At 57.1% G+C, this 26,855-nt stretch carries 28 protein-coding genes and 1 tRNA gene; 7 read left to right on the top strand and 22 right to left on the bottom strand.

The annotated features are described in order from the left end of the window. The first annotated feature begins 7 nt into the window (after positions 1 to 7). The 4 genes from dprA to aroE all read left to right on the top strand — a co-directional run bounded on the left by dprA (position 8) and on the right by aroE (position 3,560). A complete protein-coding gene (gene dprA / locus LG301_RS13080) occupies positions 8 to 1,129 on the top strand; it encodes a DNA-processing protein DprA (RefSeq protein ID WP_404471590.1) in 1,122 nt (373 codons plus the stop codon). Positions 1,130 to 1,198: 69 nt separating this feature from the next. Next, on the top strand, positions 1,199 to 1,753 hold the full coding sequence (locus LG301_RS13075) for an L-threonylcarbamoyladenylate synthase (protein WP_404471589.1): 555 nt from the start codon (positions 1,199 to 1,201) through the stop codon (positions 1,751 to 1,753). 40 nt (positions 1,754 to 1,793) lie between these two features. Beyond that, on the top strand, positions 1,794 to 2,726 hold the full coding sequence (hemF, locus tag LG301_RS13070; protein ID WP_404471588.1) for an oxygen-dependent coproporphyrinogen oxidase: 933 nt from the start codon (positions 1,794 to 1,796) through the stop codon (positions 2,724 to 2,726). 9 nt (positions 2,727 to 2,735) lie between these two features. Continuing rightward, the gene (gene aroE / locus LG301_RS13065) at positions 2,736 to 3,560 is read left to right on the top strand and encodes a shikimate dehydrogenase (RefSeq protein WP_404471587.1); all 825 of its coding nucleotides are present in this window, start codon (positions 2,736 to 2,738) and stop codon (positions 3,558 to 3,560) included. A gap of 107 nt (positions 3,561 to 3,667) precedes the next feature. Here aroE and LG301_RS13060 read toward each other — a convergent pair whose 3' ends face one another. Continuing rightward, positions 3,668 to 3,925 (bottom strand): hypothetical protein, encoded by a 258-nt coding sequence (locus tag LG301_RS13060; protein WP_404471586.1) that lies wholly within the window; start codon positions 3,923 to 3,925, stop codon positions 3,668 to 3,670. A gap of 22 nt (positions 3,926 to 3,947) precedes the next feature. Beyond that, on the bottom strand, positions 3,948 to 4,751 hold the full coding sequence (locus LG301_RS13055) for a M48 family metallopeptidase (RefSeq protein ID WP_404471584.1): 804 nt from the start codon (positions 4,749 to 4,751) through the stop codon (positions 3,948 to 3,950). A gap of 100 nt (positions 4,752 to 4,851) precedes the next feature. On the opposite strand from LG301_RS13055, the gene LG301_RS13050 reads away from it, so the two are divergent. After that, on the top strand, positions 4,852 to 5,721 hold the full coding sequence (locus tag LG301_RS13050; protein ID WP_404471583.1) for an ATP-binding protein: 870 nt from the start codon (positions 4,852 to 4,854) through the stop codon (positions 5,719 to 5,721). Between the two features lie 36 nt (positions 5,722 to 5,757). On the opposite strand, the gene LG301_RS13045 is transcribed toward LG301_RS13050, so the two are convergent. From LG301_RS13045 to LG301_RS12975, 15 genes are all read right to left on the bottom strand, one after another. Then, the gene (locus LG301_RS13045) at positions 5,758 to 6,372 is read right to left on the bottom strand and encodes a hypothetical protein (RefSeq protein WP_404471582.1); all 615 of its coding nucleotides are present in this window, start codon (positions 6,370 to 6,372) and stop codon (positions 5,758 to 5,760) included. A 186-nt stretch (positions 6,373 to 6,558) separates the two neighbouring features. After that, on the bottom strand, positions 6,559 to 7,962 hold the full coding sequence (gene der / locus LG301_RS13040; RefSeq protein WP_404471581.1) for a ribosome biogenesis GTPase Der: 1,404 nt from the start codon (positions 7,960 to 7,962) through the stop codon (positions 6,559 to 6,561). Then, a complete protein-coding gene (gene bamB / locus LG301_RS13035; protein ID WP_263067534.1) occupies positions 7,959 to 9,140 on the bottom strand; it encodes an outer membrane protein assembly factor BamB in 1,182 nt (393 codons plus the stop codon). The genes der and bamB overlap by 4 nt, the downstream gene beginning before the upstream one ends. Further along, the gene (locus tag LG301_RS13030; protein ID WP_404471580.1) at positions 9,140 to 9,799 is read right to left on the bottom strand and encodes a YfgM family protein; all 660 of its coding nucleotides are present in this window, start codon (positions 9,797 to 9,799) and stop codon (positions 9,140 to 9,142) included. Before LG301_RS13030 ends, bamB begins: the two co-directional genes overlap by 1 nt. A gap of 86 nt (positions 9,800 to 9,885) precedes the next feature. Further along, positions 9,886 to 11,181 (bottom strand): histidine--tRNA ligase, encoded by a 1,296-nt coding sequence (gene hisS, locus LG301_RS13025; protein WP_404471579.1) that lies wholly within the window; start codon positions 11,179 to 11,181, stop codon positions 9,886 to 9,888. A gap of 75 nt (positions 11,182 to 11,256) precedes the next feature. Further along, entirely contained in the window at positions 11,257 to 12,372 is a 1,116-nt protein-coding gene (gene ispG, locus LG301_RS13020) for a flavodoxin-dependent (E)-4-hydroxy-3-methylbut-2-enyl-diphosphate synthase (protein ID WP_404471578.1), read from the bottom strand. An 8-nt stretch (positions 12,373 to 12,380) separates the two neighbouring features. Continuing rightward, entirely contained in the window at positions 12,381 to 13,331 is a 951-nt protein-coding gene (locus LG301_RS13015) for a RodZ domain-containing protein (protein ID WP_404471577.1), read from the bottom strand. Positions 13,332 to 13,371: 40 nt separating this feature from the next. Then, complete coding sequence (pilW, locus tag LG301_RS13010; RefSeq protein ID WP_404471575.1) at positions 13,372 to 14,064, bottom strand: type IV pilus biogenesis/stability protein PilW; 693 nt, start codon at positions 14,062 to 14,064, stop codon at positions 13,372 to 13,374. Positions 14,065 to 14,276: 212 nt separating this feature from the next. Then, the gene (gene rlmN / locus LG301_RS13005; protein WP_404471574.1) at positions 14,277 to 15,461 is read right to left on the bottom strand and encodes a 23S rRNA (adenine(2503)-C(2))-methyltransferase RlmN; all 1,185 of its coding nucleotides are present in this window, start codon (positions 15,459 to 15,461) and stop codon (positions 14,277 to 14,279) included. Positions 15,462 to 15,545: 84 nt separating this feature from the next. Continuing rightward, entirely contained in the window at positions 15,546 to 15,971 is a 426-nt protein-coding gene (gene ndk, locus LG301_RS13000; RefSeq protein WP_263067545.1) for a nucleoside-diphosphate kinase, read from the bottom strand. Between the two features lie 165 nt (positions 15,972 to 16,136). Next, the gene (locus tag LG301_RS12995; RefSeq protein WP_263067546.1) at positions 16,137 to 16,463 is read right to left on the bottom strand and encodes an iron-sulfur cluster assembly accessory protein; all 327 of its coding nucleotides are present in this window, start codon (positions 16,461 to 16,463) and stop codon (positions 16,137 to 16,139) included. A 55-nt stretch (positions 16,464 to 16,518) separates the two neighbouring features. After that, positions 16,519 to 17,697, bottom strand: coding sequence for an aminotransferase class V-fold PLP-dependent enzyme (locus tag LG301_RS12990; protein ID WP_404475267.1), 1,179 nt, complete (start codon positions 17,695 to 17,697; stop codon positions 16,519 to 16,521). A 25-nt stretch (positions 17,698 to 17,722) separates the two neighbouring features. Beyond that, a complete protein-coding gene (iscR, locus tag LG301_RS12985; RefSeq protein WP_404471573.1) occupies positions 17,723 to 18,190 on the bottom strand; it encodes a Fe-S cluster assembly transcriptional regulator IscR in 468 nt (155 codons plus the stop codon). A gap of 77 nt (positions 18,191 to 18,267) precedes the next feature. Further along, positions 18,268 to 19,143, bottom strand: a complete 876-nt coding sequence (gene cysE, locus LG301_RS12980) for a serine O-acetyltransferase (RefSeq protein WP_404471572.1) — start codon at positions 19,141 to 19,143, stop codon at positions 18,268 to 18,270. Between the two features lie 113 nt (positions 19,144 to 19,256). Next, complete coding sequence (locus LG301_RS12975) at positions 19,257 to 20,027, bottom strand: RNA methyltransferase (RefSeq protein WP_404471571.1); 771 nt, start codon at positions 20,025 to 20,027, stop codon at positions 19,257 to 19,259. A gap of 143 nt (positions 20,028 to 20,170) precedes the next feature. Between LG301_RS12975 and LG301_RS12970 the strand changes: the two genes are divergently transcribed. Next, a complete protein-coding gene (locus LG301_RS12970; protein WP_404471570.1) occupies positions 20,171 to 20,965 on the top strand; it encodes an inositol monophosphatase family protein in 795 nt (264 codons plus the stop codon). 115 nt (positions 20,966 to 21,080) lie between these two features. On the opposite strand, the gene secF is transcribed toward LG301_RS12970, so the two are convergent. The 5 genes from secF to queA form a co-directional block, all read right to left on the bottom strand. After that, entirely contained in the window at positions 21,081 to 22,007 is a 927-nt protein-coding gene (gene secF, locus LG301_RS12965; protein WP_404471569.1) for a protein translocase subunit SecF, read from the bottom strand. 34 nt (positions 22,008 to 22,041) lie between these two features. Continuing rightward, entirely contained in the window at positions 22,042 to 23,895 is a 1,854-nt protein-coding gene (gene secD, locus LG301_RS12960) for a protein translocase subunit SecD (protein ID WP_404471568.1), read from the bottom strand. Between the two features lie 133 nt (positions 23,896 to 24,028). Next, entirely contained in the window at positions 24,029 to 24,355 is a 327-nt protein-coding gene (yajC, locus tag LG301_RS12955; RefSeq protein WP_263067556.1) for a preprotein translocase subunit YajC, read from the bottom strand. An 80-nt stretch (positions 24,356 to 24,435) separates the two neighbouring features. Further along, the gene (gene tgt / locus LG301_RS12950) at positions 24,436 to 25,581 is read right to left on the bottom strand and encodes a tRNA guanosine(34) transglycosylase Tgt (RefSeq protein ID WP_404475265.1); all 1,146 of its coding nucleotides are present in this window, start codon (positions 25,579 to 25,581) and stop codon (positions 24,436 to 24,438) included. A gap of 16 nt (positions 25,582 to 25,597) precedes the next feature. Continuing rightward, positions 25,598 to 26,629, bottom strand: coding sequence for a tRNA preQ1(34) S-adenosylmethionine ribosyltransferase-isomerase QueA (gene queA, locus LG301_RS12945; protein ID WP_404471567.1), 1,032 nt, complete (start codon positions 26,627 to 26,629; stop codon positions 25,598 to 25,600). A gap of 113 nt (positions 26,630 to 26,742) precedes the next feature. Between queA and LG301_RS12940 the strand changes: the two genes are divergently transcribed. Continuing rightward, positions 26,743 to 26,829 (top strand) — tRNA-Leu (locus LG301_RS12940). Positions 26,830 to 26,855 lie beyond the last annotated feature (26 nt).

The following is a 26,855-nucleotide window of genomic DNA, read 5'->3' as shown; positions in this document are numbered from 1 at the left end:
GCTAAGTATGGATGCCAAGGAGTGGCTGGTAGTGAATGCCCTGCCCGGTATGGGCCCCCACCGTATAACGCAACTGGTGGCTCGCGGGCCGCAATGGCCACAGGGCTGGCTGGCGGTGCTACCCAGCGCGGCAGCCACGGCGCTGCGCTTATGGCTGGAACATCCAGAACGCAGCCCGCTGCAATCTGTAGTCAACGACACACAAGCCTGGCTACAGAATGGCCCTAATCGTCATCTGCTCCACCGGGATCACCCCGCGTGGCCTGCGTTGCTTAACCAGCTGCCTGACCCGCCCGTTGTGCTTTGGGCCCAAGGCGATCTAAGCGCACTCGAAGGCCCCAAACTTGCGATGGTGGGAACACGCAGGCCTACCTCAGAAGGCAGCGGTAATGCCCAAGCGTTTGCCCGCGAACTAGCACAACGCGGCTGGTGCATTGTGAGCGGCATGGCGCTGGGGGTCGATGGGGTCGCTCAGCGTGCGGCGCTGGCGACCGGTGGGCATTCAATTGCGGTATTAGGGTGTGGTGTCGATGTGATTTACCCTGCTCGCCACCGAGATTTATACGAACAGTTAAGCACCGTGCCAGGAGGGTTGCTACTCTCCGAGCATCCGCCGGGCACGGTGGCCCGTCCCGCTTTTTTCCCTCGCCGAAACCGGATTGTCACTGGCCTCAGTTTAGGCACGCTGGTAGTCGAAGCGACCGAGAAAAGTGGTTCACTGGTGAGCGCCCGTTTAGCCCTTGAGCAGGGGCGCGAGCTGTTTGCGCTGCCTGGGTCGCTGCACAATGTCCAGGCGCGGGGCTGTCTACATCTATTGCGAACCGGCGCGACACTCGTGCGCCATGTAGACGATATACTTGAAGAGCTGCAGCACTGGGCAAGCAGTTTTCTGCCCACCGAGCTTGAGCCGCTTGCCGATGATACCGACGCTATTAAGCCCAGCGGCAATGCACCGCCGAGCGACAATTTATTAAGCGCTTTAAGCACCACGCCAACCCCGATTGATGTGCTGGTTCAGAACACTGGCACGCCAGTGAGCGAGTGCCAGCAGCGGCTATTGATGCTGGAACTTGAGGGGCATGTTACCCAGCAGGCAGGCGGCTGGGTGCGCTTGGCGCGGCCATGGTAGGATGCCAATAACTGATTATTCGCGCTGGCTGAGCAGCGGCAGGTCATGATTTTTTCACGAGGAGCATCTATGGATTCGGCTGAATTAAAGGCGGCGGTGAGCGCGCTGCGCTCAGGTGGTGTGATTGCATGCCCCACCGAAGCCGTATGGGGACTTAGCTGTGACCCGGATAACGATGAAGCGCTGGCGCACTTAATGCGTATGAAAGCGCGTGACCCTGCCAAAGGGGTTATTTTAGTCGCCTCCACAATTCATCAATTTCAGCCCTGGTTAAATCAGCTGCCGCTCGCTCTTCATGCTCCTTTGGCCGCCAGCTGGCCAGGGCCCAACACCTGGCTGGTGCCAGATAATGGCCGCAGTCATGGGCTAGTGCGTGGCGCCCATCAGTGCGTGGCGCTGCGGGTAACCGATCACCCTCTGATGAAAGCCTTGTGCGACGCGTTTGGCGGACCGCTGGTCTCGACCTCGGCCAACCGCGCAGGCGACCCTCCCGCCATGAGTGCAGAAGACGTCGCCTCAATATTCGGGGATGAAGTCGCCGCCATCGTATCCGGTGCGTTAGGCGGCAACGCTCGCCCAAGCACCATTCGTGACTTAGTCACTGGTAAAGTGCTTCGTCAGTAAACGCAGCGGCCCACTCAATTTATTTACCCTGGGAGTTAATGTGGCTCACGAACACCTAGATGATGTTAAGCGCTACCTGCTAGACCTGCAGGAACGGCTGTGTACAGGCCTTGCCGCTGCCGACGGTGGCGCGCGCTTCAAAGAGGACAGCTGGGAGCGTGAAGAGGGCGGTGGCGGGCGTTCACGAGTGATTGAGCATGGCGCTGTGTTTGAAAAAGGCGGCGTGAACTACTCTCATGTATTTGGTGCAACGCTGCCGCCTTCTGCCACCGCGGCGCGGCCTGAACTGGCCGGGCGCAGCTTCCATGCGGTAGGGGTGTCGTGGGTGCTGCATCCTGAAAATCCCCATATACCGACTAGCCACGGCAACGTACGCTTCTTTATTGCCGAGAAACCTGGCGAAGCGCCTGTTTGGTGGTTTGGCGGTGGGTTTGATTTAACCCCCTACTACCCGGTGTTTGAGGACGCGGTACATTGGCATCGCGTGGCAAAAGCTGCCTGCGACCCCTTTGGTGAAGAGATTTACCCTCGCTACAAAGCGTGGTGCGATGAGTACTTCTACCTAAAGCACCGTGATGAAACCCGAGGGGTGGGTGGCCTGTTTTTTGACGATTTAAATGAAGGTAGTTTTGAGGATTGCTTTGCCTTCCAACGTGCCGTGGGTGACAGCTTCCTGGATGCCTACTTACCGATTGTTGAGCGTCGCAGGAACGATGCTTGGGGGGAGCAAGAGCGTGACTTCCAGCTGTATCGTCGTGGCCGCTATGTGGAGTTCAATCTGGTTTGGGACAGAGGCACGCTGTTTGGCCTGCAAAGCGGTGGGCGTACAGAATCCATCTTGATGTCGATGCCGCCCTTAGCACGCTGGGAGTACGCTTTTACACCCGAAGCGGGCACCCCAGAGGCAAGGCTTAATGAATACCTAGTGCCCAGGGACTGGCTGGCTGAAGCCGCCCAGCAGGGCGAGGCATAAGGAGGCTTTATGGCTGATCGTTATTGCGTCTTTGGCAACCCGATTAAACACTCCAAATCATCGCTCATTCACGGGGAGTTTGGTCGACAAACCCAGCAGGACATGACCTATACCAGTGAGCTAGCACCGGTTGATGGCTTCGCTGCTGCTTGGCAGGCGTTTGTCGCAGAAGGTGGGCGTGGCGCCAATGTAACCGTGCCTTTTAAGGGAGACGCGTTTGCGCTGTGTGACACGCGGAGTCATCGTGCTGAGCGTGCCCAAGCGGTGAATACCCTGATTGTGGGAGGTAATGGCCGTACCTATGGTGATACGACGGACGGCGTAGGGCTGGTTCGCGATCTGGCCTACCACGGCGTGCCTATTCAAGATAAGCGTGTGTTGGTGATAGGCGCGGGCGGCGCCGTGCGCAGCGTGCTGGAACCGCTGCTGGCTGAAAAGCCCCGGGAGCTGGTGGTGGTGAATCGCACTGCAGAGAAAGCCATCCAGTTGGCGCAGGACTTTTCCGATCTGGGCGATGTGAAGGGCGGAGGGCTTGACGCCATAGAGGGTCAGTTTGACGTCGTCATTAATGGAACCAGCGCGAGTCTGTCCGGTGATTTACCGCCGCTGCCTGACCAACTGTTTACGCCCTACGCCTGGGCATACGACATGATGTACGGTGCCGAGCCAACGGTCTTTTTGCAATGGGCGGGGCCGCGTGGCGCCAAGCTGCTGGACGGGCTAGGGATGCTGGTAGAGCAAGCCGCTGAGTCATTTTTCTTATGGCGTAATGTGCGCCCCGACACCGCACCGGTGCGCTCGCAGCTAAGGCAGTCGCTGAATTTTAGCGATTAAGACGTGTATCGGTTGAGGCGGCTATCGGCACCGTAGCACTGCATGATAAATAAAGGGGCCGCTGGATAAGCGGCCCCTTTTCTATTGCTAGCGTTATTGCCCAACGTTTAACGGCGCTTGGTGTAAAACCCTACCATACACATAACCAGTCCCAACACAGACACGATCATGCCGCCATTGACCAGCAGCGGCGAGCGCTCAAGCCAGGACACAAACGGCTGCGGTGTATCGCGGCAGGTGCTTTCTATGTAGTCCCAGTAGCCGCCATCAAGCTGGCAAGCGCGTACATCGCCGAGTTCCCAAAAAAAGACGCCCATCAGCACTAGAAGGGGCAGTACCAGCAGCAGTAAACCAAGTCGAATCATTCAAACCTCTGATGTGGGCCGCTTAAGGGCGTGGGCAGTTAGGCGTGCGCCCACTGTTGCGTGCCTGTTCGTAGCTTGCCAGCGCTTGATCCATATTCGCTTGAAGCCCCTGGATGCGCTGGCCTTGGCTTGGGTGGGTAGACATCCAGGCAGGCGGTGCACCACCGCCGGAAGCTGCCTGCATATTCTCCCATAGCGTGATGCTTTCCCGTGGGTCGAAGCCAGCCTGGGCCATCAACTGTAGACCAATAACGTCGGCTTCACTTTCATGGCGGCGTGAGAAGGGAAGCGCAATACCGTACTCAGCCCCCATACCTAGCACGCCCATTAACTGCTGGCCGCCGGGAGACTGCATGCCTGACGCGCTGGAAATGACCGATAAACCCAGCGACGTGGCGCTTTGGGTAGAGGCGCGCTCGTTGGCGTGGTTAGCAATCACATGGCCAATCTCATGGCCGACAACCGAGGCGAGCTGATTCTGGTTGGTGGCTATATCCAACATGCCTGTATTGACGCCCATGTAGCCGCCGGGCAGCGCAAAGGCGTTAGGCTGCTCAGACTCAAACACACGGATTTGCCAGTCGAGGCTGCGCTGCTCAGCGGGCAAAACGTCTACGATTGCGTTGGTTATACACTGAACATAGCGGTGACTTGCCTGATCAGCGGTGGGTATATCTTGTTGATACTGAGCAAAGGCCTGCTGGCCCATTTGGTTGAGCTGATCGTTTGAAAGCAGTAACAGCTGCGAGCGGCCGGTTGGAGAGGTTGCGCATGCCGCAATGGAGGCACACAGCGCAGTAATAGCCAATGGACGAAGCCAACGCATAGACGGTTTCCTTATAGACGAGCGGGGATCCTTGCCGACAAGATAACCACTGTCGGTAGTAAATCAAACCCCCTTATCATAACCCACTCCGAGGATTACTATGGATGCTGAATTGAGCCAACGCCTTACACGGCTATTAGATCATGTTGATCACTGGCTGCCCCCTGCACCCACGCCGGTAGATTGGAGGACTCACATCGCCGCTATCTGGCAACGCCATCCACTCGGGGGCTGGCTGGTGCCGGTACCGCCCCGGGATACGCTGACGCTGGATGACCTGCTCGGTATTGAGCGGCAAAAATTGGCCCTGCTTGATAACACGCGGGCCTTTCTACAAGGGCACCCCGCTAATCACGCGCTGCTGTGGGGTTCTAGGGGAAGCGGAAAATCATCCATTATACGGGCGCTGCTTAACTCCCTAGCTGAGGAGGGGCTTCGCTTGATCCAGGTAGACCGCCATGATCTTTGCAGTCTACCGCTGCTGGTGGAGCAGCTACGTCATCAGCCGCAGCGCTTTGTGGTGTATTGCGATGACCTCTCTTTTGAGGGCAATGATGATGCTTATAAAGCGCTAAAAAGCGTGGTGGATGGTGCGTTAACCGGGCCGCCGGATAATGTGTTGCTCTATGCCACGTCGAACCGCCGCCACTTGTTGCCGGAGTCGATGGACGACAATAGTGGCACCCGCTTAGTTGGTGAGGAGCTGCACCATGGCGATGCGGTGGAAGAGAAGATTTCGCTCTCTGACCGGTTTGGATTATGGCTGGGGTTCCATCCCTTCAGCCAAGCAACGTACCTTGAGGTGTGCCAGCACTGGGTTAGCCATCTTGGTCAACCGCAGGATTGGAGCGATGCGACAAAAGCTGAGGCTATTCGCTTCGCCACCCTAAGGGGAGGGCGAAGCGGCCGCACCGCATGGCAGTTCGCGGCCCACTGGGTAGGCCGCAAGCGGCTTCAAGAGAAGGGGTAGCCGAGAAAAGTGAGCGCCTCTTCCACGGCCTAAAGATTAGCGTTGGGGAATCAGCTGACCATCAGCCCCAACGTTGAGGCGAATGGTGGGTGTGAAGAGGCCAGATGGTAGCGTCATGCCCAAGCCGCGCAGATCGCCAGGGGTAATGGCGAGTTCACTACCGGCAGGCAGCGCGCCTTGTGATGCCAATTGGCTTGCAAGGTCTATCATTGGCCGCATCCGCTGTGGGTCAGTGGCAAGAATATCGAAGGCCACCGGCAGGCGCAGTTTGGCATCGTCGCCTGGGGTTAGCATCACATCCTGTTGATACTGGCCATTCACCGGGTCGACTCCCGGCATATCCAGCGTCCAGCGGAAGCCAGACATCTCAACGGCAGGCATGCCGGCGGGCAGCCCCAGGCCCATCGCCAGCGTTGCCTGAACGGGCAAGCTGCCCGCACCCAGGCTAGAGGCGATCAGGCTGGTTAAATCGCTGGTATCAAGCCCTGCCTGAACGCTGTAGGGGCCAATGCGCACCTCTTCAATGCCCAGTGAGGTAACGGCTAAGCGAAACGCAAACAAACCCGTTTGGGGCAACGCAAGGCAGCCAGTTAAAAGGCTTGCCATGGCTAACATCGCAAGTCCGCGCCAGCGGCTAACGGCAGTCATCATAAAACTCCCTCCTAGGAAGGGCTAAGATTTAGGGTGGGGCAAGGCTGAAAAGCGCGGCTATTTGAGGGCTAGCGCGCGCGTCTGTCAAGCTAATTTACGCACACCACTTACCATCAAAAACGCCTGCTGGATTGCGCCAGCAGGCGTTTGCTACATCCGCGTAGGCGGTGCGACCGTTATCCAGGCTCAGCGACGGCTTTTGCGCGCTTCTTTAGTGCGATTAAGCTCGCGTTTTTTAGCCTTCTCTTTATCGCTAGCGCCCGCCATATGGTCGAACGGGTTGTCGCCCGTCCGGAATTCAAAGCGCATTGGCGTGCCGCGTACCTTTAACACTTTGCGGAAGGTGTTGGTCAGGTAGCGACGGTACGCCTCAGGCAGCGACGCGGTTTGATTGCCGTGTACCACAATGATTGGTGGATTGCTGCCGCCCTGGTGCGCCATGCGCAGCTTAATGCGGCGGCCATTCACCATGGGAGGCGGATGCTGGCTCACGGCGTCTTGCAGCAGCGTGGTGAGGCGGTTGGTCGACCAGTGTGCATTAGCGGCGTTAAAGGCGCGCTCAATGGACGGGTACAAATCGCCCACCGCCGTACCGTGCAGCGCTGAGATAAAGTGTATTTCGGCGTAGTCGGCAAAGCCCAGGCGGCGTTTGATTTCCGCGCGGATCTTCTCTTTAGCCTCGCTCTCAAGGCCATCCCACTTATTAATGGCCAGTACTAGCGCTCGGCCGGTGGTCAGCACGTAGTCCAGCAGGTGTAAGTCCTGCTCGACAAGGCCGCTGCGGGCATCCAGCACCATCACCGCCACATGGCTCTCTTTGATCGCATCCAGCGTTTTGATGATCGAGAACTTTTCGGCGATTTCACGCACGTTCTTACGCCGCCGAATACCGGCAGTGTCGATCAGTACGTACGGCTTGCCGTTGCGTTCAAAAGGAATTTCGATGGCGTCACGGGTGGTGCCTGCTTCATCAAACACCACCACACGCTCTTCGCCGAGCAGACGGTTCACCAGCGTGGATTTGCCCACGTTCGGACGGCCAATCACGCCAATACGAATGCCTTTACTGCCGGTATCCGCAGGAATGCTGGCGTCGCGCTCGGGGTATGGCTCCAGCACCGTATCGATCAGTAGCGATACGTTGCGACCATGGGCGGCGGCGATCGGCCAGGGGTCTCCCAAACCAAGCTTCCAGAAGTCGGCCATGGCCGAATGCTCTTCCAAACCGTCGGTTTTATTGACCACTAACCAGGTTTTTTTTTGGTTAACCCGCAGATGGTTGGCAATCGCTTCGTCAGCGACGTTTAGCCCTGCCCGCGCATCAACCAAAAACAGCACGATATCGGCTTCATCGATAGCGGCTAACGACTGCTCAGCCATCGCCGCATCAATGCCTTCTTCATCACCGCTAATACCGCCTGTGTCAATCACGGTATACGACTTGCCGCCCAACATGCCATTGCCATATTTGCGGTCACGAGTGAGGCCAGGAAAATCAGCCACGAGCGCATCACGCGAACGCGTCAGGCGGTTAAACAGCGTCGATTTACCCACGTTGGGTCGACCGACTAAAGCAATGACGGGTGTCATGGAGTTACTTCCAGGGTTTCCAGGCGACCATTATTCGCCTGAACATGAATGATGTTGCCTTCGGTGACCGGGCGCACGCTAATACCTGAGCGGTGCACACGGGTACGGCCGACGATATCGCCTTCACGCGCGTCGATCAGGTGCACGTAGCCTTCAAAGTCGCCTAGTACCAGGCGTCCATCAGCAAAGGCAGGCGCCGTTAGCCAGCGGTCTTCTAAGTTGTTGTTGCGCCAAATTTCTTGGCCAGTATTAGCATCCAGGGCAACGACCTGGCTGTTATCGGTAACAACAAACAAGAAGTTGCCTACCAGGATGGGCGTGTGGCGGCTAGACAGGTTGCTCTCCCACAGCACGCCACCTTGGGTAGCTTCAAGGGCGACGACGCGGCCGTTATAGCTGGTGACAAACAAGCGGCCATCCGGGCTTAGCACCGGCTGTCCCGATAGGTCGACTAGGCGCTCAACGTCGCTGCGCCCTTGTGGCGTGGCAATTTGCATGTCCCAAAGCGGCTGCCCGTTGCGGTTATCCAGGGTGGCTAAACGGCCATTGGCCATGCCGACAAAGGTCACCGGGTCGATCACCATGGGCGTGCCGGTGCCGCGAAGCGTTAACGAAGGCTGCGAGCTGGTATACACCCAGCGCTCTTGGCCGCTTGCACGGTCTAGCGCGGTGACCTGACCATCGATGCTTTGTACCAGCAGTAGCTGCTGGTTGGCCTGCGGGGCGGCCAGCACTTCGCTAGAGACCCGAGCGCGCCAGTTGATGCTGCCATCGCGTTGGTCGAGGGCAATCACTTCACCGTTGCGGGTGCCTAGGTAGACGTTGCCTGCCACCGCATTTAGAGCGCTGGAAACAGGCGTGTCCAGCTCGGTTTGCCATTCGCGCTCACCGTTATTGGCGTTGAGTGCCATTACTAGGCCTGTGGCGTCAGCGGCAAATACCGTATTGCCTTCACGGGAGGGAGCGATGGGATAGCGTGCGCGGCCTAAGCCATCGCCGACGTTTCTACGCCACACGCTATCCAGCGATGACGTCTCGTCAAAGCTGCGTAGCTCTTTCGGCGTATAGGCAGGCTCTTCTTTATTTGCACACCCAGCTAACAAGGCTAAGGCCGTTGCACCCAGCGCCATGCGTAGCCACTGCTTGGAAAATAGCGGTCTTGCCAGACTATGGTTCATCACTGTGTCGCCTCCTCAGCGCCAAGGTCGTCAAGCTTAAACTGTACGCCATAGAGTGCTTGGTTTTGGGTTTGGGCCAGATCTAGCGCGGTTTGCCAAGCGTCACGCGCTTGCTCTGTGTCGCCCAGCGCTGCGTAGGCGTCGCCACGCACATTGGCTTGCTGAGCGGCGAGCGACTCTGTGATCGGCTCATCAAGCAGGCTTAGCGCAGCGTCTGGATTGCCATCAGCGACTTCGATCCGCGCTAAGCGCAGCCAAGCAAGGCTTTGTACGAAGGGCCGCGAGGAGCTATCAGCCAGGCTCTCTAGAGACGTTTTGGCGTCGCTTAGGTTGCCTTGCTGTACGGCAAGGCGCGCATCCAATAGCAGCGCAAGCTCGGCGTATAGCGTATTACCATACTCGTCATTAATCTCGCTGATTAACGTGCGGGCGGTAGCCAGCTCATCATCTTCTAAGGCGTTGCCCGCTGTCATATTCACTAGCTGTTGGTAGCGGGCAGAGGCGGCCTCGGCCTGGCCTTCCTGGTAGTTTTGCCAGGCATTCCAGCCAAACACCCCCGCTGCTGCAAGCACTGCGCCTGCAATAAGAGAGGTTCCATTCTCCTTCCACCAGCGCTTGATGACATCAAGCTGCTCTTCTTCGCTTCTCAGCTCCGCCACGGGCGGCCTCCTGTGCTATGGCATAGCCGCGTAAGCGGCTAGCAAGTATTCATCTGCTGTTTTAATGTCGCGTCACAGCAGTAGTGTTAATGGGTAATGAGTTCGCGCAACGTCGTTGCCAGCTCAGCGTAAGCCACTCGCTGCTGCTCGCGTTCTTCACGCAAAAACTTCAGCGTTACAGCGTTTTCAGCCAACTCGTCTTCGCCCAGCAGCACGGCAATGGGGGCAGTGCTTTTATCGGCTTTCTTCATGCGGCTTTTGAAACTGCCGCCACCGCAATGGAGCTGTAGCCGCAGAGCTGGAAGCTCACTGCGCAGATGTTCTGCCAGGGTGAGTGCGGCCACCGTGGCGCTGTCGTCCATAGGCAGAAGGTAGACATCGCAGCCGCCGAGCGCAGCGTCAGGCACCAAGTTGAGCGTTTCCAGCAGTAGCACCAGGCGCTCGATGCCCATGGCAAAGCCTACCGCCGGGGTAGGTTTGCCGCCAAGCTGCTCCACCAGGCCATCGTAGCGGCCCCCGGCACAGACGGTGCCTTGGCTGCCCAGTGCCGTAGTGGTCCACTCAAACACCGTGCGGCAGTAGTAGTCCAGGCCGCGCACGAGGCGAGGGTTGACCACGTAAGAAATGTTCGCGGCGTCCAGCATCGCTTTTAACTGTTCGAAATGATCCCGAGACGCATCGTCCAGGTGATCCATCAGCTGCGGGGCTGCATCGAGCATCTCGGCCATTGCTGGGTTTTTCGAGTCAAGAATACGCAGCGGGTTGCTGGTTAAACGGCGCTTAGAGTCTTCGTCCAGCACGTCGTGGTGTTGCTCGAAATAGGCGACCAGTTTATCGCGATAAGCGGCGCGTGCTTCTGAGGAGCCTAATGAGTTGAGCTCTAGCGTGACGTGTTCTAACAGCCCTAGCTCACGCCACAGGCGAGCTGAGAGTAAGATAACTTCCGCATCGATATCAGGGCCTTCAAAACCGTAGGTTTCGACACCCACCTGGTGGAACTGGCGGTAGCGACCCTTTTGCGGACGCTCGTGGCGGAACATCGGCCCTTGATACCAAAGCCGCTGGGTTTGGTTATAGAGCAGGCCATGCTCCATAGCGGCACGCACACAGCTGGCGGTGCCTTCAGGGCGCAGCGTCAGGCTATCCCCATTGCGGTCGTCGAACGTGTACATCTCTTTTTCGACGATATCGGTAACTTCGCCAATCGAACGGGCGAAGAGTGCGGTTTGCTCGACAATCGGCGTGCGAATTTCATCAAAGCCATAGCGATGCATTAACTGACGAACGGTGGCCTCAAAAAATTGCCAGCGAGGGCTGTCGCTGGGCAATAGGTCGTTCATACCACGAATCGCTTGAATCTTTTTGGCGGCGGACTTACTCAATGAAAACTCCTTGTATGGGAGGCAGCGTGGGGCGAGCGATCACCTGTCGCCCCCGCTGGGCAGTCTGGCTCGGCATTAAACGCTGCGAGCAATCATGTCGTCTTGCTGCTGCTGTTTCTGGCGCACTTTGTCACGAATGAGTTTCTCTAAATCGTCCACAAGGTGGTCGTTACGCAGCTTGCTGGCGGGTTTGCCGTCGATATACACCAAGTTGGCAGGGGAGCCGCCGGTCAGACCGATATCCGTCTCTTTTGCTTCGCCAGGGCCGTTCACGACACAGCCAATCACTGAAACATCCAGTGGCGTCATCACGTCTTCCAGGCGCTCTTCGAGCTGGTTCATGGTGCTGATGACATCGAAATTTTGCCGCGAGCAGCTCGGGCAGGCGATAAAATTGATGCCTTTGGAACGCAGCTTGAGGCTCTTGAGCATATCAAAGCCGACTTTGATCTCTTCAACGGGGTCCGCCGCCAGGGAAACACGAATGGTATCGCCGATACCGTCCATTAACAGCATGCCGAGGCCGATAGACGACTTTACAGTGCCAGCGCGCAGCCCACCCGCTTCGGTAATGCCTAGGTGAAGCGGCTGCTCGATACGCGTAGCCAAGTCGCGGTAGGCCGCTACGGCCATAAACACGTCTGAGGCTTTGACGCTGACTTTGAATTCCTGGAAATCTAGGCGATCCAGGTAATCGATATGGCGCATGGCAGACTCGACCAGCGCAGCAGGCGTAGGCTCGCCGTACTTTTTCTGCAGGTCTTTCTCTAGCGAACCGGCATTGACCCCAATACGGATGGGAATGCCGTTATCACGAGCGGCGCTGACAACGGCACGCACGCGATCTTCGCGACCAATATTGCCCGGGTTGATGCGCAGGCAATCCACACCCAGCTCGGCAACCCGCAGCGCGATTTTGTAATCAAAATGGATGTCGGCCACGAGCGGGACATTGGCGAGCTTCTTGATCTGGCCAAACGCTTCAGCAGCATCCATATCGGGCACGGAAACCCGCACGATATCGGCACCGGCCTTTTCCAACTGCTGAATTTGCGCCACCGTGGCGGCTACATCCAGCGTGTTGGTATTGGTCATGCTTTGGACAGCGATCGGTGCATCGCCACCCACGGCGACATTGCCAACATGAATTTGGCGTGAAAAGCGGCGTTTAATGGGAGAAGGGGCGTGCATAAGACGGGTCACTCTCCTAAGGTGAAGCGGGCAACATTGTTGGCACCGGCGCGTTGGGGAAGGTCAATGACATCGCCTTGGAAGCGTAGCTCTACGCCGGTGGCATTGCCGATCGTTAACCGAAACGGTGGCTCGCCTTCGACCGTAGCGGTGGTGCCAGGTGTTTGGAGGCCAACAAATACGCGTTGGTTGTTGGCATCAAAAATCTCGGTCCAAGACTGCTCGTTAAAGGTCAGCTCCAGAGTGCTAGGTGCATCTGCCAGCGCTTCTTCAACGGCAGGCTCCTCTTCGCTGGCCTCGCTCTCGGGTACGATGCTTTCTGCGGCTACCTGTTCTGCGGCTTGTGCAGCGTCGTCGGCGACCTCTGGTGCGGGTTCCGGTGTCGGTGCGGCAGCGGGTTCATCCAGCGGCTGTGAGGGGGGTTCTACCGCTGGCTCACTGGCTGCTGGTGCGCTAACGGGCGCTGGCTCTGGTTCCGCCGTGGTACTAAGTGCCTGTTCTTCCTCAATCGATGGTGACGAACCCATGCTCGGTGGCTCGCTGCCGCCGCGGCTTTCCCACCACATCACGGTTACGGCGATCAAGCCGACAATAACGAGTAGCGTCACCAGCTTAAATAGCCAGGCGCCAATCTTTGAGGGTGGGCGGCTTACGGTAACGGGGGTGACTTTGCGCTCAGTATCCAGACTGCCATTGCGCGCCTGATAGGCCTCGAGCACCAGGCGGTCGTCCATGCCTAAGTACTTGGCATAGGCGCGCAAGTAGCCGCGACGATAGGCGGCAACGGGTATTTCGGCGTAGCTGTCTTGCTCCAATCCCTCCACCACGGCAGGGCGTAAATTGAGGGCGCGCGCAGCATCCACTAAGGGGACGCCAAGCGCTTCGCGTTGGCGTAACAGCAGTTCACCCGGTGAGGTGGTGTCAGTGATAGCGTTATCGTGTAACTGTGTGTCGCTCATGGCTGAGCATCCTTCAATAAATAGGTGATCAAGGCATCTGTTAATTGGCGTTCAGCATACGCTGGAAATCGGCAGCCGCGGCGTGGTCGCCGCGGGCGTGGGCGATGTCAATCGCCATTTCCAGTGTTGCTGGGTTCGGCCCGGCCAGCTGCAAATAGACCTGCAGTGGCTCCCAAGCCTGCCCGTAATTGCCTTGTGAAACTTCAAGTTCGGCTAACATTAAATACCCACGCGGATTGCGTGGGTCGATACTCTGTGCACGCTGAAAACTCTGGCGAGCACTATCAAATTCTTCCCGCGCCACATAACACTGCCCTAAATTGGTAAATAACAGTGCACGGTTGGCGTACTGGGCATCTTGTGATGCGATTTCTAGCTGTTCACAAGCATCTGCAAATTGCGCCTGTTCATAGAGGAAGGCGGCGTAGTTGTTACGCGCTTGGGTAAACGAGGGCGCGGCATTAACGGCCTGTTCGAAGTAACGATTAGCAAGCTCGCTCTCTCCTTGCTGCTGATAGACCAGCGCAAGGGCCTGAAGTGCCTCAGCGTGACGAGGATTGATTTCCAACGCGCGATCGAGTGCATTCAATGCGCGGGGAAGGTTATCTCGCTCTAGATAAGCGACGCCCAGCTGAGTGTAAGCCTCGGCTGCATTTTGGTCGCCTTCAACGGGGGCGCTGTTGGGTGTAGCACAACCGTTTAGCAGCATGCTGCTAATAAGCACGCAGAGCATAGAGGCTCTGGATGGAAAGCGCCTGCAAAGACCGGTCATGTACACCCTCTTGATGGTTGCCTTTACTTCATGCCGCTGAGAACGGTTGTTCCTAGATAATTTTTTTAATGCTTTAAAACGTTAAAACAGTGTTTGTCGTAGCCAAGCCCTTGGCGATCACAAAACGGAACCATCAAAGCGCTGTGTTCAATGGAAGTCAAGGTCATCAGCGTTTAGTCGGCATCAAGTTGAACAGACTGAATGTAACGGGCGCTGCGTTTGGTGCGATCTTTGACACGCCCAACGAGCTGGCCGCACGCCGCGTCAATGTCTTCACCGCGCGTCACGCGGACGGTGGCGTTGTAGCCTAAGTCGTAGAGCCACTGTTGAAAGCGCATCACTTGATTGCGCGACGGCTTTTCGTATCCTGAATTAGGGAACGGATTAAACGGTATCAAATTGATTTTGCAGGGCAGTTCTTTCAGCAGTGCAGCAAGCTGTTCGGCATGCTCCTGCTGGTCGTTAATATCATGTATGAGCGTATACTCAATCGTGACCTGACGGTTGTCAGGGCATTTCGATAGGTAACGGTGGCAAGCATCCAGCAGCGCACGAATATTGTACTTTCGATTGATAGGCACTAATTCGTTGCGCAGTTCGTCGGTGGACGCATGCAGTGATATCGCCAGGCTGACATCGATCTCGTCGCCAAGCTTGTCGATCATCGGTACAACGCCAGAGGTGGAGAGCGTCACCCTGCGTTTGGAGAGCCCATAGCCGTTATCGTCCAGCATTAGCTTCATCGCGGGCACCACGTTGTCGAAGTTGAGCAGTGGCTCACCCATGCCCATCATAACAACGTTCGTCACCGGACGGTTGGCGGTATCGCGGCGTGGCCCAACGCTGCGCTGAGCAACCCATACCTGGCCGATAATTTCAGCGGCGGTTAGGTTGCGCTGAAAGCCTTGCTTGCCGGTGGAACAGAAGCTGCAGTCCAACGAGCAGCCTACTTGGGAAGAGACACACAGCGTGCGCCGCTTACCGTTTTCAGCGGGAATCAGCACCGTTTCAACGTAGCTGCCGTCTTCCACTTCCAGCACCCATTTGCGAGTGCCATCGCTGGAGGTGCCTTCATAGACAACCGCTGGCCCGCGAATTTCAGCCACCTTCGCCAGCTTTTCCCGCAGCGGCTTTGATAAGTTGGTCATCGCCGCGAAGTCATCGCTGCCTTCCTGGTGTATCCACTTCATCACCTGGGCGGCGCGAAACTTCTTTTCGCCAATCGACAAAAAGAACGTTTCCATCTGCTCGCGGGACATGCCGAGCAGGTTCTCGCGCTCTAACGCTGGGCTAGCGGCAGGCGCGTGTTCGGTTGAAGAGTGGGGGGCAGGCGTATGTTGAGCTACGGTGGTGGTCATGGCGTTCAGCGTTCAGAAAGAGGCGGGGGCGAAGCCCCCGCAAAAATGGCCGGCAACGGAGGTTGAAACGGCGGCGCGTAGTGCTTAGCGCGGGCAGATTTCGTCGTTACCGAAGAAGTAGCTAATTTCGCGTTCAGCGCTTTCTGCAGAATCAGAACCGTGGACAGCGTTAGCGTCGATAGTTTCCGCAAAATCAGCGCGGATAGTGCCCGGCGCGGCTTCTTTCGGATTAGTAGCGCCCATCAGCTCACGGTTTTTCGCGATAGCGCCTTCACCTTCCAGCACTTGCACAACGACCGGACCAGAGGTCATGAAACCAACCAGATCTTTGAAGAAGGGGCGCTCTTTGTGCTCGGCGTAAAAACCGCCCGCTTTCTCTTCAGAAAGATGGGTCATTTTCGCGGCAACTACTTTCAGGCCTGCTTTTTCAAAACGAGCGATGATGTCGCCAATCGCGTTTTTAGCAACAGCGTCGGGCTTGATAATGGAAAGAGTGCGTTCAGTAGCCATGCAGAGTTCTCCTTAATTGAGATAAGCAAAATTGCCGCCCCGGAAAGCCGAGGCGGCGCAGGAAATGTGGTTCGGCATACGTGTGAAAGCATCACCGAGTGCCGAGTGGCCGCGATTATAGCGTTTCCCGGTGGGGATGAATACCGGTGATGTTGCCCGGCCTGCTTAAACAGTGAAGCTTTCGCCACAGCCACACTGATCTTTGACATTGGGGTTGTTGAAGCGGAAGAAGCGGTTCAGCCCTTCACTGACATAATCCACTTCGCTGCCATCCAGCATTTCTAGGGCATCAGGCGCGACATAAACGCTGGCGCCATGCTCCTCAAAGTGAACCTCGTCGCCGTTAGTTTCATCGGCAAAGTCGAGTACGTAGCTATAGCCGGAGCAGCCGCTAGGCTTAACAGAAACGCGTAAGCCGAGCCCCTGGCCGCGTTCGTCAAGCACACGATGAATTTGTTCAGCTGCTGCGGGTGTAATGTTGAGAGTTGCCATTAGGGCGTCCTCCGTGAAGAAATCTTGAAATAGAGCGCCAATGCGTAACAGCGGGTTAGTACGCTGAGGCGCGCAGGCCGCTCACCGCATGACGAATAAGGCTTAGCGCATGGTCAATGTCTGCGTTTTGGGTAAAGCGGCCAAAACTAAACCGCAGCGATGAAAGGGCAAGTGAGCGGGGGGTGCCAATGCCCAGCAGCACATATGAGGGGTCAACGCTTGCCGAATTGCAGGCCGAGCCTGTCGACACAGCAACATCGCGCAGCGCCATCAGCAGGGATTCCCCATCGATGCCCTTAAACGCGAGATTCAAAATATTGGGCACGGCCTGCTCTAACGGCGAGTTGGCAACAATGCCATCCAGGTCTTCTAAGCCGCTTAAGAAGCGCGTACGTAGCTGCGTAATGTGCGCTTGGTCAGCTTGGTGCTCTTGCTGTATGAGCGCAAACGCTTCGCCCATGCCGGCGATCTGGTGGGTGGGCAGGGTGCCCGAGCGCATGCCGCGTTCGTGTCCGCCGCCATGGATCAACGCTTCAATACGAATATCTGGGTGGCGCTTAACGTAAAGCGCGCCGACGCCCTTGGGGCCATAAGCTTTGTGGCCAGAAAGCGACATTAGGTCGATAGCTTGTGCCACCACATCCAGGGGGATTCTACCCACAGCCTGGGCAGCGTCCGTATGAAACGCGGCGCCAAATTCGTGGGCAACCGCTGCCAGCGCTGCAATATCGTTAATGCTGCCCAGTTCGTTATTGACCGCCATCAGCGATACCAGGGCGGTGTCATCGCGCATTGCGCTGCGCAGCTGCTCGGGGGTTATGCAGCCATCGCGCCCCGGGGTTAGCCAAGTAACCTCAAACCCTTCGCTTTCGAGCGCCTTTGCCGTATCGACAATCGCTTTATGCTCGATGTGGGAAGTGACCAAGTGCATGCCGCGTTCGCGGTTAGCGCGCATGTAGCCAATCAGCGCTAAGTTGTCAGCCTCTGTTGCTCCGCTGGTCCAGACAATTTCACGTGGGTCGGCACCAATGGTATCGGCTACCTGGCGCCGCGCCTGCTCAACGACTTGTTCTGCCTGCCAGCCGAGCATATGACTGCGTGATGCCGGGTTAGCAAACAGCTGGTCAACCGTCAGGTAGCGCTGCATCACTTCCGCCACGCGCGTATCCACTGGCGTCGTAGCAGCGTAGTCTAAATAAATCGGCAGCGATGAAGGTGAGGTAGTCGTGGTCATGGCGTCCAGCGTGCGGTTGAAACCTTCAGGGAGAAGAGGCAAGTATGCCTGCCTCTACGCGATGTTGTTGCCGTAGGGCAATGCGTATAACGTCGGGGCGCTGCATCAGTTGGGCAAGCGTAATATCGTCAAAAAAACGGCGGATTTGCCCGGATAGCTCGCACCATAGCGCATGGGTTAAGCAAGTATCGCCCTGCTGGCAGTCTGATAGCCCCTGGCAGCGCGTAGCGTCGACGGTTTCATTAACGGCATCGATCACTTGCGAAATGCTGATCTGTTCTGCAGGCGTGGCCAGTAAATAGCCACCGCCTGGCCCTCGTACGCTGGTGACCAGCCCCGCACGGCGTAAACGGGCGAAGAGCTGCTCAAGATAAGAGAGAGAAATCTCTTGGCGTTGCGAGATATCGCTTAGGCTAGTAGGCCCATGCTGCACATTAAGTGCCAAATCAAGCATGGCAGTGACCGCGTAGCGGCCTTTTGTGGTCAAGCGCATGACAGGAACCTCGACGCTGAGCCATCAGCGTGCTCACGGCAAATGTACGGCCATTATGGAAATCCCGAGTGCTTTGGTCAACTATTGCGCGTAGCGCTAGTAGATGAAGCGCTGACCTCAGTGTCGTTACGCTCGCTGCGCTCACGCTTGCCAAGCCCTGGGCAGCCAGTGTCGTTCTCATCCAGGATGTCGGCAAAATCCTCGTCACGTAGCTCCGGTAGCTGGCCATCTCGGTAACTGGCATCCAGCTTGCGAAGGGTTGAGCACATGCGCTCGATACGTTCGTCCACTGCGTGCATATGATCCAGCATTGCCTGCATGGAGCGCGCAACGGGGTCGGGCATGTCCTGGCTGACACCATAAGCATCGAAGCCAAATTTCTGGCAAATGGCTTCGCGGCGAGCGGGGTCAACATCCAGCGCCTCTTCTGCATCCGGGTCGGCGCGCTTAACAATTTTGCCGGGAATACCCACCACGGTTGCACCCGGTGGTACTTCTTTTGTTACCACAGCGTTTGAGCCAATTTTAGCGCCTGCGCCCACGGTGAACGGCCCAAGAATCTTAGCGCCTGCGCCAACAATCACGCCATCTTCAAGCGTGGGGTGGCGCTTGCCTTTATTCCAGCTGGTGCCGCCTAAGGTGACGCCTTGGTAGAGCGTGACGTTATCGCCCACTAACGCGGTTTCACCAATCACAACGCCCATGCCATGGTCGATAAAAAAGCGCCGTCCAATGGTCGCGCCGGGGTGAATTTCGATGCCTGTTAACCAGCGTGAAAATGTCGAGATGGTGCGCGCCAGCCACTTTAGGTTTTTATTCCAAAGCCAGTGGCCGCAGCGGTGCAGCAACAGCGCGTGTAGGCCTGGATAGTTGGTGAGTACTTCCAGGAAGTTACGGGCCGCAGGATCGCGGTCGAATACGCTATTAATGTCTTCACGCAGGCGTTGAAACATGGATGATCCTTGGGCGTTAAGGGCGGCAGCGTCGCATAATGTAACTGAGCATAAAGGAATAACGTTAGCAGGAAGGCGGTGTTGGGGCGCGAAGCCACGACTTCAAGTTTAGGTCATTCTTGTTGTTTCTGCGGTTGTCGCTGAAGCGGTGGAGTGCCAGCGGTTTTTTCGGTGGCCGATAGCACGCCACGTAGAATATTCATCTCCATTTTTTCTGGGCGCGCGCGTAAATACAAACGGCGCAGTCTTGCCATTAGCTGGCGTGGTTGAGCGGGGTCGTGAAATTCAATGGCAATGAGCGTGCGCTCTAAATGCTCAAAGTAACGCTCAAGCTCTGCGTGGGTGGCCAGCTCGTCCTCCTGCTCGTCGGTTGGCGCAGGGGGCGTTTGGCTTAACCACGCCATACGGCACTCGTAAGCAAGCACCTGGACAGCGGCGGCTAGGTTGAGCGAGCTGAAGTCGGCGTTGGTAGGAATATGCACATGGGCATGACAGCGCTGAAGTTCGGCGTTGGTTAAGCCGCTGTCTTCGCGGCCAAACACCAGTGCTATGCGCGCATCTGCATGTTGGCACTCCTTGGGCAGGCGCTCGGCCAGCTCGCGGGGTGAAATCATCGGCCAGGGGAGCGTGCGCGAGCGGGCGCTGGCGCCCACGGCTAGCGTGCAGTCGGCAACGGCCTCCTCAAGCGTTGGATGAACCACCGCTTGATGCAATAGGTGGTCGGCGCCCGAGGCCCGGGAGATGCTGTCTTGGGTGATCACCTCGCAGCGAGGCGCTACCAAGGCGAGGTCGGCCAAACCCATGTTATGCATGGCGCGCGCAACGCCGCCAATGTTGCCGGGATGGCTGGTGCCGATAAGAACAATACGAATGCGCTCAAGCATGATAGGCCCAGTAATCAAATGCGGAAATCGTGCAGTTTAGCATGAGTCGATGGCATGCCCGAGGGGCCTCTGCTAGAATTGCGCGCCAAAGGTAGCACTGCGACTGCCCCTGTTCTTTAACATCACTGTGACAAGGCCCGATCATGAATCCGATGGTCCAATTTACGCTGCGCGCTGCGCGTGGCGCTGTTGAACACTTTTTACGCGTCCGTGAGCGAATTGAAAACGCTCATGAAGAATTTAATCTCGACCGGTTGCTTGAAGACACTGCACGTAAGGCAGAAGCAACTATCGTTCAGCAGTTGGAGCGTGGCTACCCCCACCACGGTGTTACTGGCCGTTATACGCCGTATAAAGCGGGTGAGGGCGAAGGCGCGGATACGGTCTGGAAAATTGAACCGATGCACGGCTACTCTAATTTAGCTGTCGCTGGTAAGGGCTTTGCACTCTCAGTGGTGTGTCTTGTTAAAGGCCGTCCCGAACATGCGGTGATTCTCTCTCCCTTTGGTGACGATGAGTATATCGCCAGCCGTGGGCGCGGCGCTCAGCACAACGATAAGCGTATGCGGGTCAGCAAGCCGACCGCGATTGCGGGTACCCGCATGGCAATGAGCCTGCCTGAAGCCTGGCTGCGCCCCAGCCATTTACCGGCTTACCTCACCATTGCACAACAGCTAGCTCCTCAGGTGGAAACGTTGATAGCCACCGGCAGCGGCCTGCTGGATATGTGCGAGTTGGCCGCTGGCCGCGTTGATAGCGTCTTTGTGCTGGGCCTTGAAGAGCAGGATATGCAAGTTGGCACGCTGCTGCTGAAAGAAGCCGGTGCGCTAATGGGCACTCCGGATGGCAAGCCGACCGTGAATGCTGAAGGTCAGCTGATGGCCGCAGGCCCCCGTCTCTACAAGGCGATGATCAAGCAGCTGGCGCCGCACTTCTAGAAAGCTGCGCTAGGCGTGTAATAAAACTGCGCTAGGCATGACGATATGAAAAAGGCCCTGACGGATGATTCCGGCAGGGCCTTTTCGTTGGCTGCGTGTGGGGTGCTTATTTACGTCAGGGCAGCTCTTCTTCCTCTTCGTCGATCTCTTTTTTGGTAGGAATCAAATCTTCCCGAGAGAGATTGAGCGGTATCAGCAGCGCGCCGGAAATGTAGATGGAAGAAAAGGTCCCCACCAGCACCCCGATTAATAGCGCAACGGCGAAGTTTTCGATCATATCACCACCCAGCAGCAGCAGGGCTAGCAGTACCAGCACGGTGGTGCCTGACGTTGCCAAGGTGCGTGAGAGCGTGGCGTTGATGGCTTCGTTAAAGATTTGTGGCATATCATCAATGCGCGACGTGCGGATCGTTTCGCGAATCCGGTCATACACCACAATTGTATCGTTCAGCGAATAGCCGATGACCGCCAGAATGGCCGCCAGTACTGTCAGGTCAAAGTCCAGTTGGAACAGTGCAAACACGCCGACAACGATGATGACATCGTGCAGCAGGGCGAAAAGTGCGCCAATGGCAAACTTATACTGGAAGCGAAAAGCCACATAGAGCATCACAATGCCCAAGGCGACCAGCATGCCCAAACCGCTTTGATCGCGAAGCTGGTCGCCGACCTGTGCGCCAACAAACTCCGCGCGTACAAGGTTAACGCTGTCACCTTCGCCGCGCAGCAGGTTAACCACTTCGTTGCCTACTTCGGGGTCAAAGGCTTGCTGCAAACGGATTAGCACCTCGGTGGAGGCACCAAAGGTTTGTACGGATACATCTTGGAAGCCACTGCTCTCTAGTAGCTGGCGAATAGCATCCAGTGACGGCGCTACGCCATAGCGCACTTCCACCAGCGTACCGCCGGTAAAGTCGAGCCCTAGGTTGAGCTGCTGAAACAGAATGGCGCCAATCGACACAATAAGCATCGCGGCTGAGACGACAAACGCAATGTTGCGCCGTCCCATAAAGTCGATCCGCAGGTGTGATAGGGGTTTCATTACCACCTCTTAAATTCTGAGCTGAGCACGTTTTTCAAATCCACAGCTTTTTGACGGGTTTGCTGCCATAGGTCAGGTTAACCATGGCACGGGTCACCAGCAGGGCGGTGAACATCGACGTCAAAATGCCGATGGAGAGCGTAACGGCAAAGCCTTTAACCGGGCCGGTGCCAATAGAGAAGAGAATGACGGCAACCAGCAGCGTGGTGATGTTGGCATCCACGATGGAGGTAAAGGCGCGTTCGTAACCTGCGTGTATCGCTTGTTGGATAGACATACCGTTACGCAGCTCTTCGCGTATGCGCTCAAATATCAGCACGTTGGCATCCACCGCCATCCCCAGCGTCAGCACGATACCGGCAATGCCGGGTAGCGTTAGCGTGGCCCCGAGCATCGACATAACGGCCACCAGCAGCGTCAGGTTAAGCGCCAGCGCGATATTGGCAAAGATGCCAAATACCTTGTAGCGCACGAGCATAAACAGCACGACCAGCAGTAGGCCGATTTGCACTGAGAGCAGGCCGCGCTCGATGTTTTCAGCACCCAAGCTTGGCCCAATGGTGCGCTCTTGCACGAAGTAAATGGGGGCTGCCAGCGAGCCGGAGCGCAGCAGTAGTGCCAGCTCAGCGGCTTCGGTGGGGGAGTCGAGACCGGTAATACGGAAGCTGTTGCCGAGAGCGCTCTGAATGGTCGCCAGGCTAATCAGGCCGCGCTCGGTATAGGGCTCGCGGATGATGGTTTCTTCACCGGTTTCCGGATCAACTTCAATGCGGTCTTCGCTCTTGTGCTCGATAAATAGCACCGCCATATTGCGACCAATATTGGTGCGCGTGGCGCGGTTCATCAGCGTACCGCCGGTGCCGTCCAGGTTGATATTGACCTGAGGGCGACCGTTTTCATCAAAGCTGTTGCTGGCGCTGGAAACGCTGTCACCGGTAATGATCACATCACGCATCAGTTCCGCCGAGCGTGACGGGTCGTTACGGAACTCGAAACGCTCGGTTTCCATATCCGGCGTATCGTTACGCGCTTCTAGGCGAAACTCTAGGTTGGCTGTCGCCCCTACAATCCGCTTTGCCGCTACGGTGTCCTGAACGCCGGGCAGTTCCACCACAATCTGGCTGGGGCCCTGGCGCTGTACCATCGGCTCGGCAACGCCCAGTTCGTTTACGCGATTGCGCAGCGTGGTCAAGTTCTGGTTGATCGCGTAATCCTGAATTTCACTAACCGTCATATCGCTTAGCGTCATCACTAGCCTGGAGGTGCGACCATCGCCTTCGCTGCTGTAGTCGAAGTTGGGGAAATCGCGGCTAATCAGGCGACGGGCGGCATCCCGATCGTCGGTGCTGCCGAAATCAATGGAGAGCGAGCGCTCGTCGATGTCGGTGTTGCGGTAGCGAATACGCTCGCCGCGCAGCAGTTCACGCATGGCGCTGGCATTCACCTCAAGGCGCTGTGTCAGCGCAGCGTCCATGTCCACTTCAAGCAAAAAGTGAACGCCGCCACGTAAATCCAGGCCCAGCGTCATCGGAGATGCTGAAAAGGCTTGTAGCCAGCCGGGGGTGGCATCGGCCAGGTTAAGCGCGACGGTCGCGTTGGGGCCGAGCACTTCGGCGGCGATATCACGTGCGTCTAGCTGGTCGTCGTCGTTTTGTAGGCGGATCAGCCACTGACCATTGGATTCTTCAATGGCTTTAACGGCGATATCGCGCTCATTAAGCGCTTCTTCAATGCGGGTAATTTGCCGTTCATCCAGGGCGTTGCCTTGGGCGTCGCTCACCTGAATGGCGGGATCTGCGGGGAATAGATTGGGAAGTGAGTAGATAAGGCCAACCACCAGGACGACCAGTATCAGCAGATACTTCCACAGGGGGTAACGGTTGAGCATGCAAGCCCTGCCTTCAATTACATACGGAAGTGCTGCACCCGGCTAGGCCGTGTGCAGCAACGTTCACCATCGACGCTACCATGTCACCCCTGCCGGGGTGGCTGGCACTGATTCGGCAGGGGGACTTCAGGCGTTAGATGGACTTAATAGTACCCTTGGGCAGAACGGCAGCGACGGCGTTTTTCTGCACGTTGACTTCGTTGCCTTCTGAAACTTCCAGCGTTAAAAACTCATCGCTTACTTTGGTAATACGGCCCACTAAACCACCGCCGATGACGACTTCATCGCCCTTGGTCAGGCCAGATACCAGCTGTTTGTGCTGCTTGGCACGCTTGGCTTGGGGGCGCCACAGCAGGAAGTAGAAAATCAGTACAAAACCGACCAGCATGACAATTTGCGCGATGCCACCGCCAGCAGCGGCTTCTTGGGCATGGGCTGGTGAGATGAAGAAATCCAGCATTGCAGGGAACTCCTGGGTTAGAACACTCAATGGGTGAACGGGTTAATAAACCACTCGCCGCAGCCAGTGGCTATTATTGATTAGGTGTCAGATTCTGCAAGGGGAGGCACCGGTAGGCCGCGCCGTGCATAGAAGCTTTCCACAAAGGTCGTCAATGTACCCGCTTCGATTGCCGCGCGCAAATCAGCCATCACACGCTGGTAGTAGCGTAAGTTATGGATGGTATTAAGCATCGAACCCAGCATTTCGTTGCAGCGATCCAAGTGGTGCAGATAACCGCGGGAGAAATTCTGGCAGGTGTGGCAATCGCACTCTTCATCCAAGGGGCGCGTATCAAAGCGGTGCTTGGCGTTGCGGATCTTAACGGTGCCATCTGACGTGAACAGGTGGCCGTTGCGGGCATTGCGCGTGGGCATCACGCAGTCAAACATATCCACCCCGCGGCGAACGCCCTCAACGAGGTCTTCCGGCTTGCCAACGCCCATCAGGTAGCGCGGCTTTTCATCGGGCATCCAAGTGGGGAGATAATCGAGAACCTTGATCATCTCCTCTTTGGGCTCGCCTACGGAGAGACCACCGATGGCGAGACCGTCGAAGCCGATCTCCAACAGTCCTTTGAGTGAGCGCTCACGCAGCTCAGGATGCATGCCGCCCTGAATAATGCCGAACAGTGCGGAAGGCGAATCGCCATGGGCATCGCGAGAACGCTTGGCCCAGCGCAGCGACAGCTCCATGGATTTTTCGGCTTCTTCAAAAGTGGCCGGGTAGGGCGTGCACTCGTCAAAGATCATCACTACATCAGAACCCAGCGAGCGCTGCACGGCCATGGACTCTTCCGGCCCCATAAACACTTTGCTGCCGTCCACCGGCGAGCGGAAATGCACGCCCTGCTCGGTGATCTTGCGCATTTCACCCAGCGAGAACACCTGGAAACCGCCGGAGTCGGTCAGGATCGGTTTGTCCCACTGAGCGAAGTCGTGTAGGTCGCCGTGGGCTTCGATCACATCCGTGCCGGGGCGCAGCCAAAGGTGGAACGTATTACCCAGGATGATCTCTGCGCCAATCTCTTTGACCGACTCAGGCGTCATGCCTTTTACCGTGCCGTAGGTGCCCACCGGCATAAAGGCAGGGGTTTCCACCGTGCCGCGGGGAAAGTGCAGGCGGCCTCGGCGCGCGCGACCGTCTTCGGCTAGGCGCTCAAAGCGCATAAAGCATTCGTTTCGCATCACAATAACTCGTTAATTAGCGGGTAAGCAGCATGGCGTCGCCATAACTAAAAAAGGCGTAACGCTCTTCGACCGCGGTGCGGTAAGCCTGCATCATGTGTTCGTAGCCTGCGAATGCGGACACCAGCATCAGCAGGGTGGATTCGGGCAGGTGGAAGTTGGTAATCAGGGCATCCACGCAGCGCCACTGGTAGCCGGGGTAGATAAAGATATCGGTATCGCCGCTGAAGGGGGCAATCTCGCCGTCGCTGCTCTTCATGCAGGCGCTCTCCAGGCAGCGAACGCTGGTGGTGCCCACGGCAACAACGCGTTTACCGGCGGCTTGAGTGTCGCGAATCTGCTGGCAAGTGGCTTCGCTCACCTCAATCCATTCGCTGTGCATATGGTGCTCAAGGATGTTATCCACCCGCACCGGCTGGAAGGTGCCCGCGCCAACATGCAGCGTCACAAAAGCGCTGTTAATACCTTTCTCGGCTAACGCATCCAGCAGCGGCTGGTCGAAGTGAAGCCCGGCGGTAGGTGCCGCAACGGCCCCATCGCGGCGGGCGTACACGGTTTGATAGCGCTCGCGGTCGCTCAGCTCGTCTTCGCGGGTGATATAGGGCGGTAGCGGCATATGACCGTGCTTTTCCAGCAGCGCAATCATCGGGGTATCGCCTAAAAAGCGCAGCTCGAACAGTGCATCGCGGCGGCCCTCTACCACGGCGTGGATGTCGCCCTCGAAAATCAGCTCGGTGCCCGGCTTGGGTGATTTGCTCGAACGGATGTGCGCAAGGCCACGGTGTGCATCCAGCGGGCGTTCAAGCAACATTTCCACTTTGCCGCCGCTGGCCTTGTGGCCGTGAAGGCGCGCGGGGATCACCCGAGTGTCGTTGAAAACCAGCAAGTCGCCTGGTTCGAGAAGCTCAAGTAAATCGGTAAACCGGCGATGAGCCAGCGCGCCGCTTCGACCATCCACACACAGTAATCGGCAATCGCTGCGCTGTTCGGACGGATAGCGGGCAATTAGCTCATCGGGTAGCTCGAAATGGAAGTCCGCACGCTGCATGGAAATGGCTCTTTTCAGTGGTCAAACAGGCGGCATAGGATAGCGCTTTCGTAAGATAAAGTCAGTCGATGTGATTGACCTGCAGGGTTATCTCCGTATAATGCGCATCCATTGCCGGTGTGGCGGAATTGGTAGACGCAGCGGATTCAAAATCCGCCGCCTTTACGGGTGTGCCAGTTCGAGTCTGGCCACCGGCACCAAATTTTAAGGGCTTAGCGTTCATCGC

Origin of the sequence: Vreelandella venusta (assembly GCF_044809155.1) — a bacterium.
Classification (GTDB): domain Bacteria; phylum Pseudomonadota; class Gammaproteobacteria; order Pseudomonadales; family Halomonadaceae; genus Vreelandella; species Vreelandella venusta_B.
The sequence above is the reverse complement of the archived record's forward strand: the minus strand, read 5'-3'. Positions and strand labels throughout refer to the sequence as shown.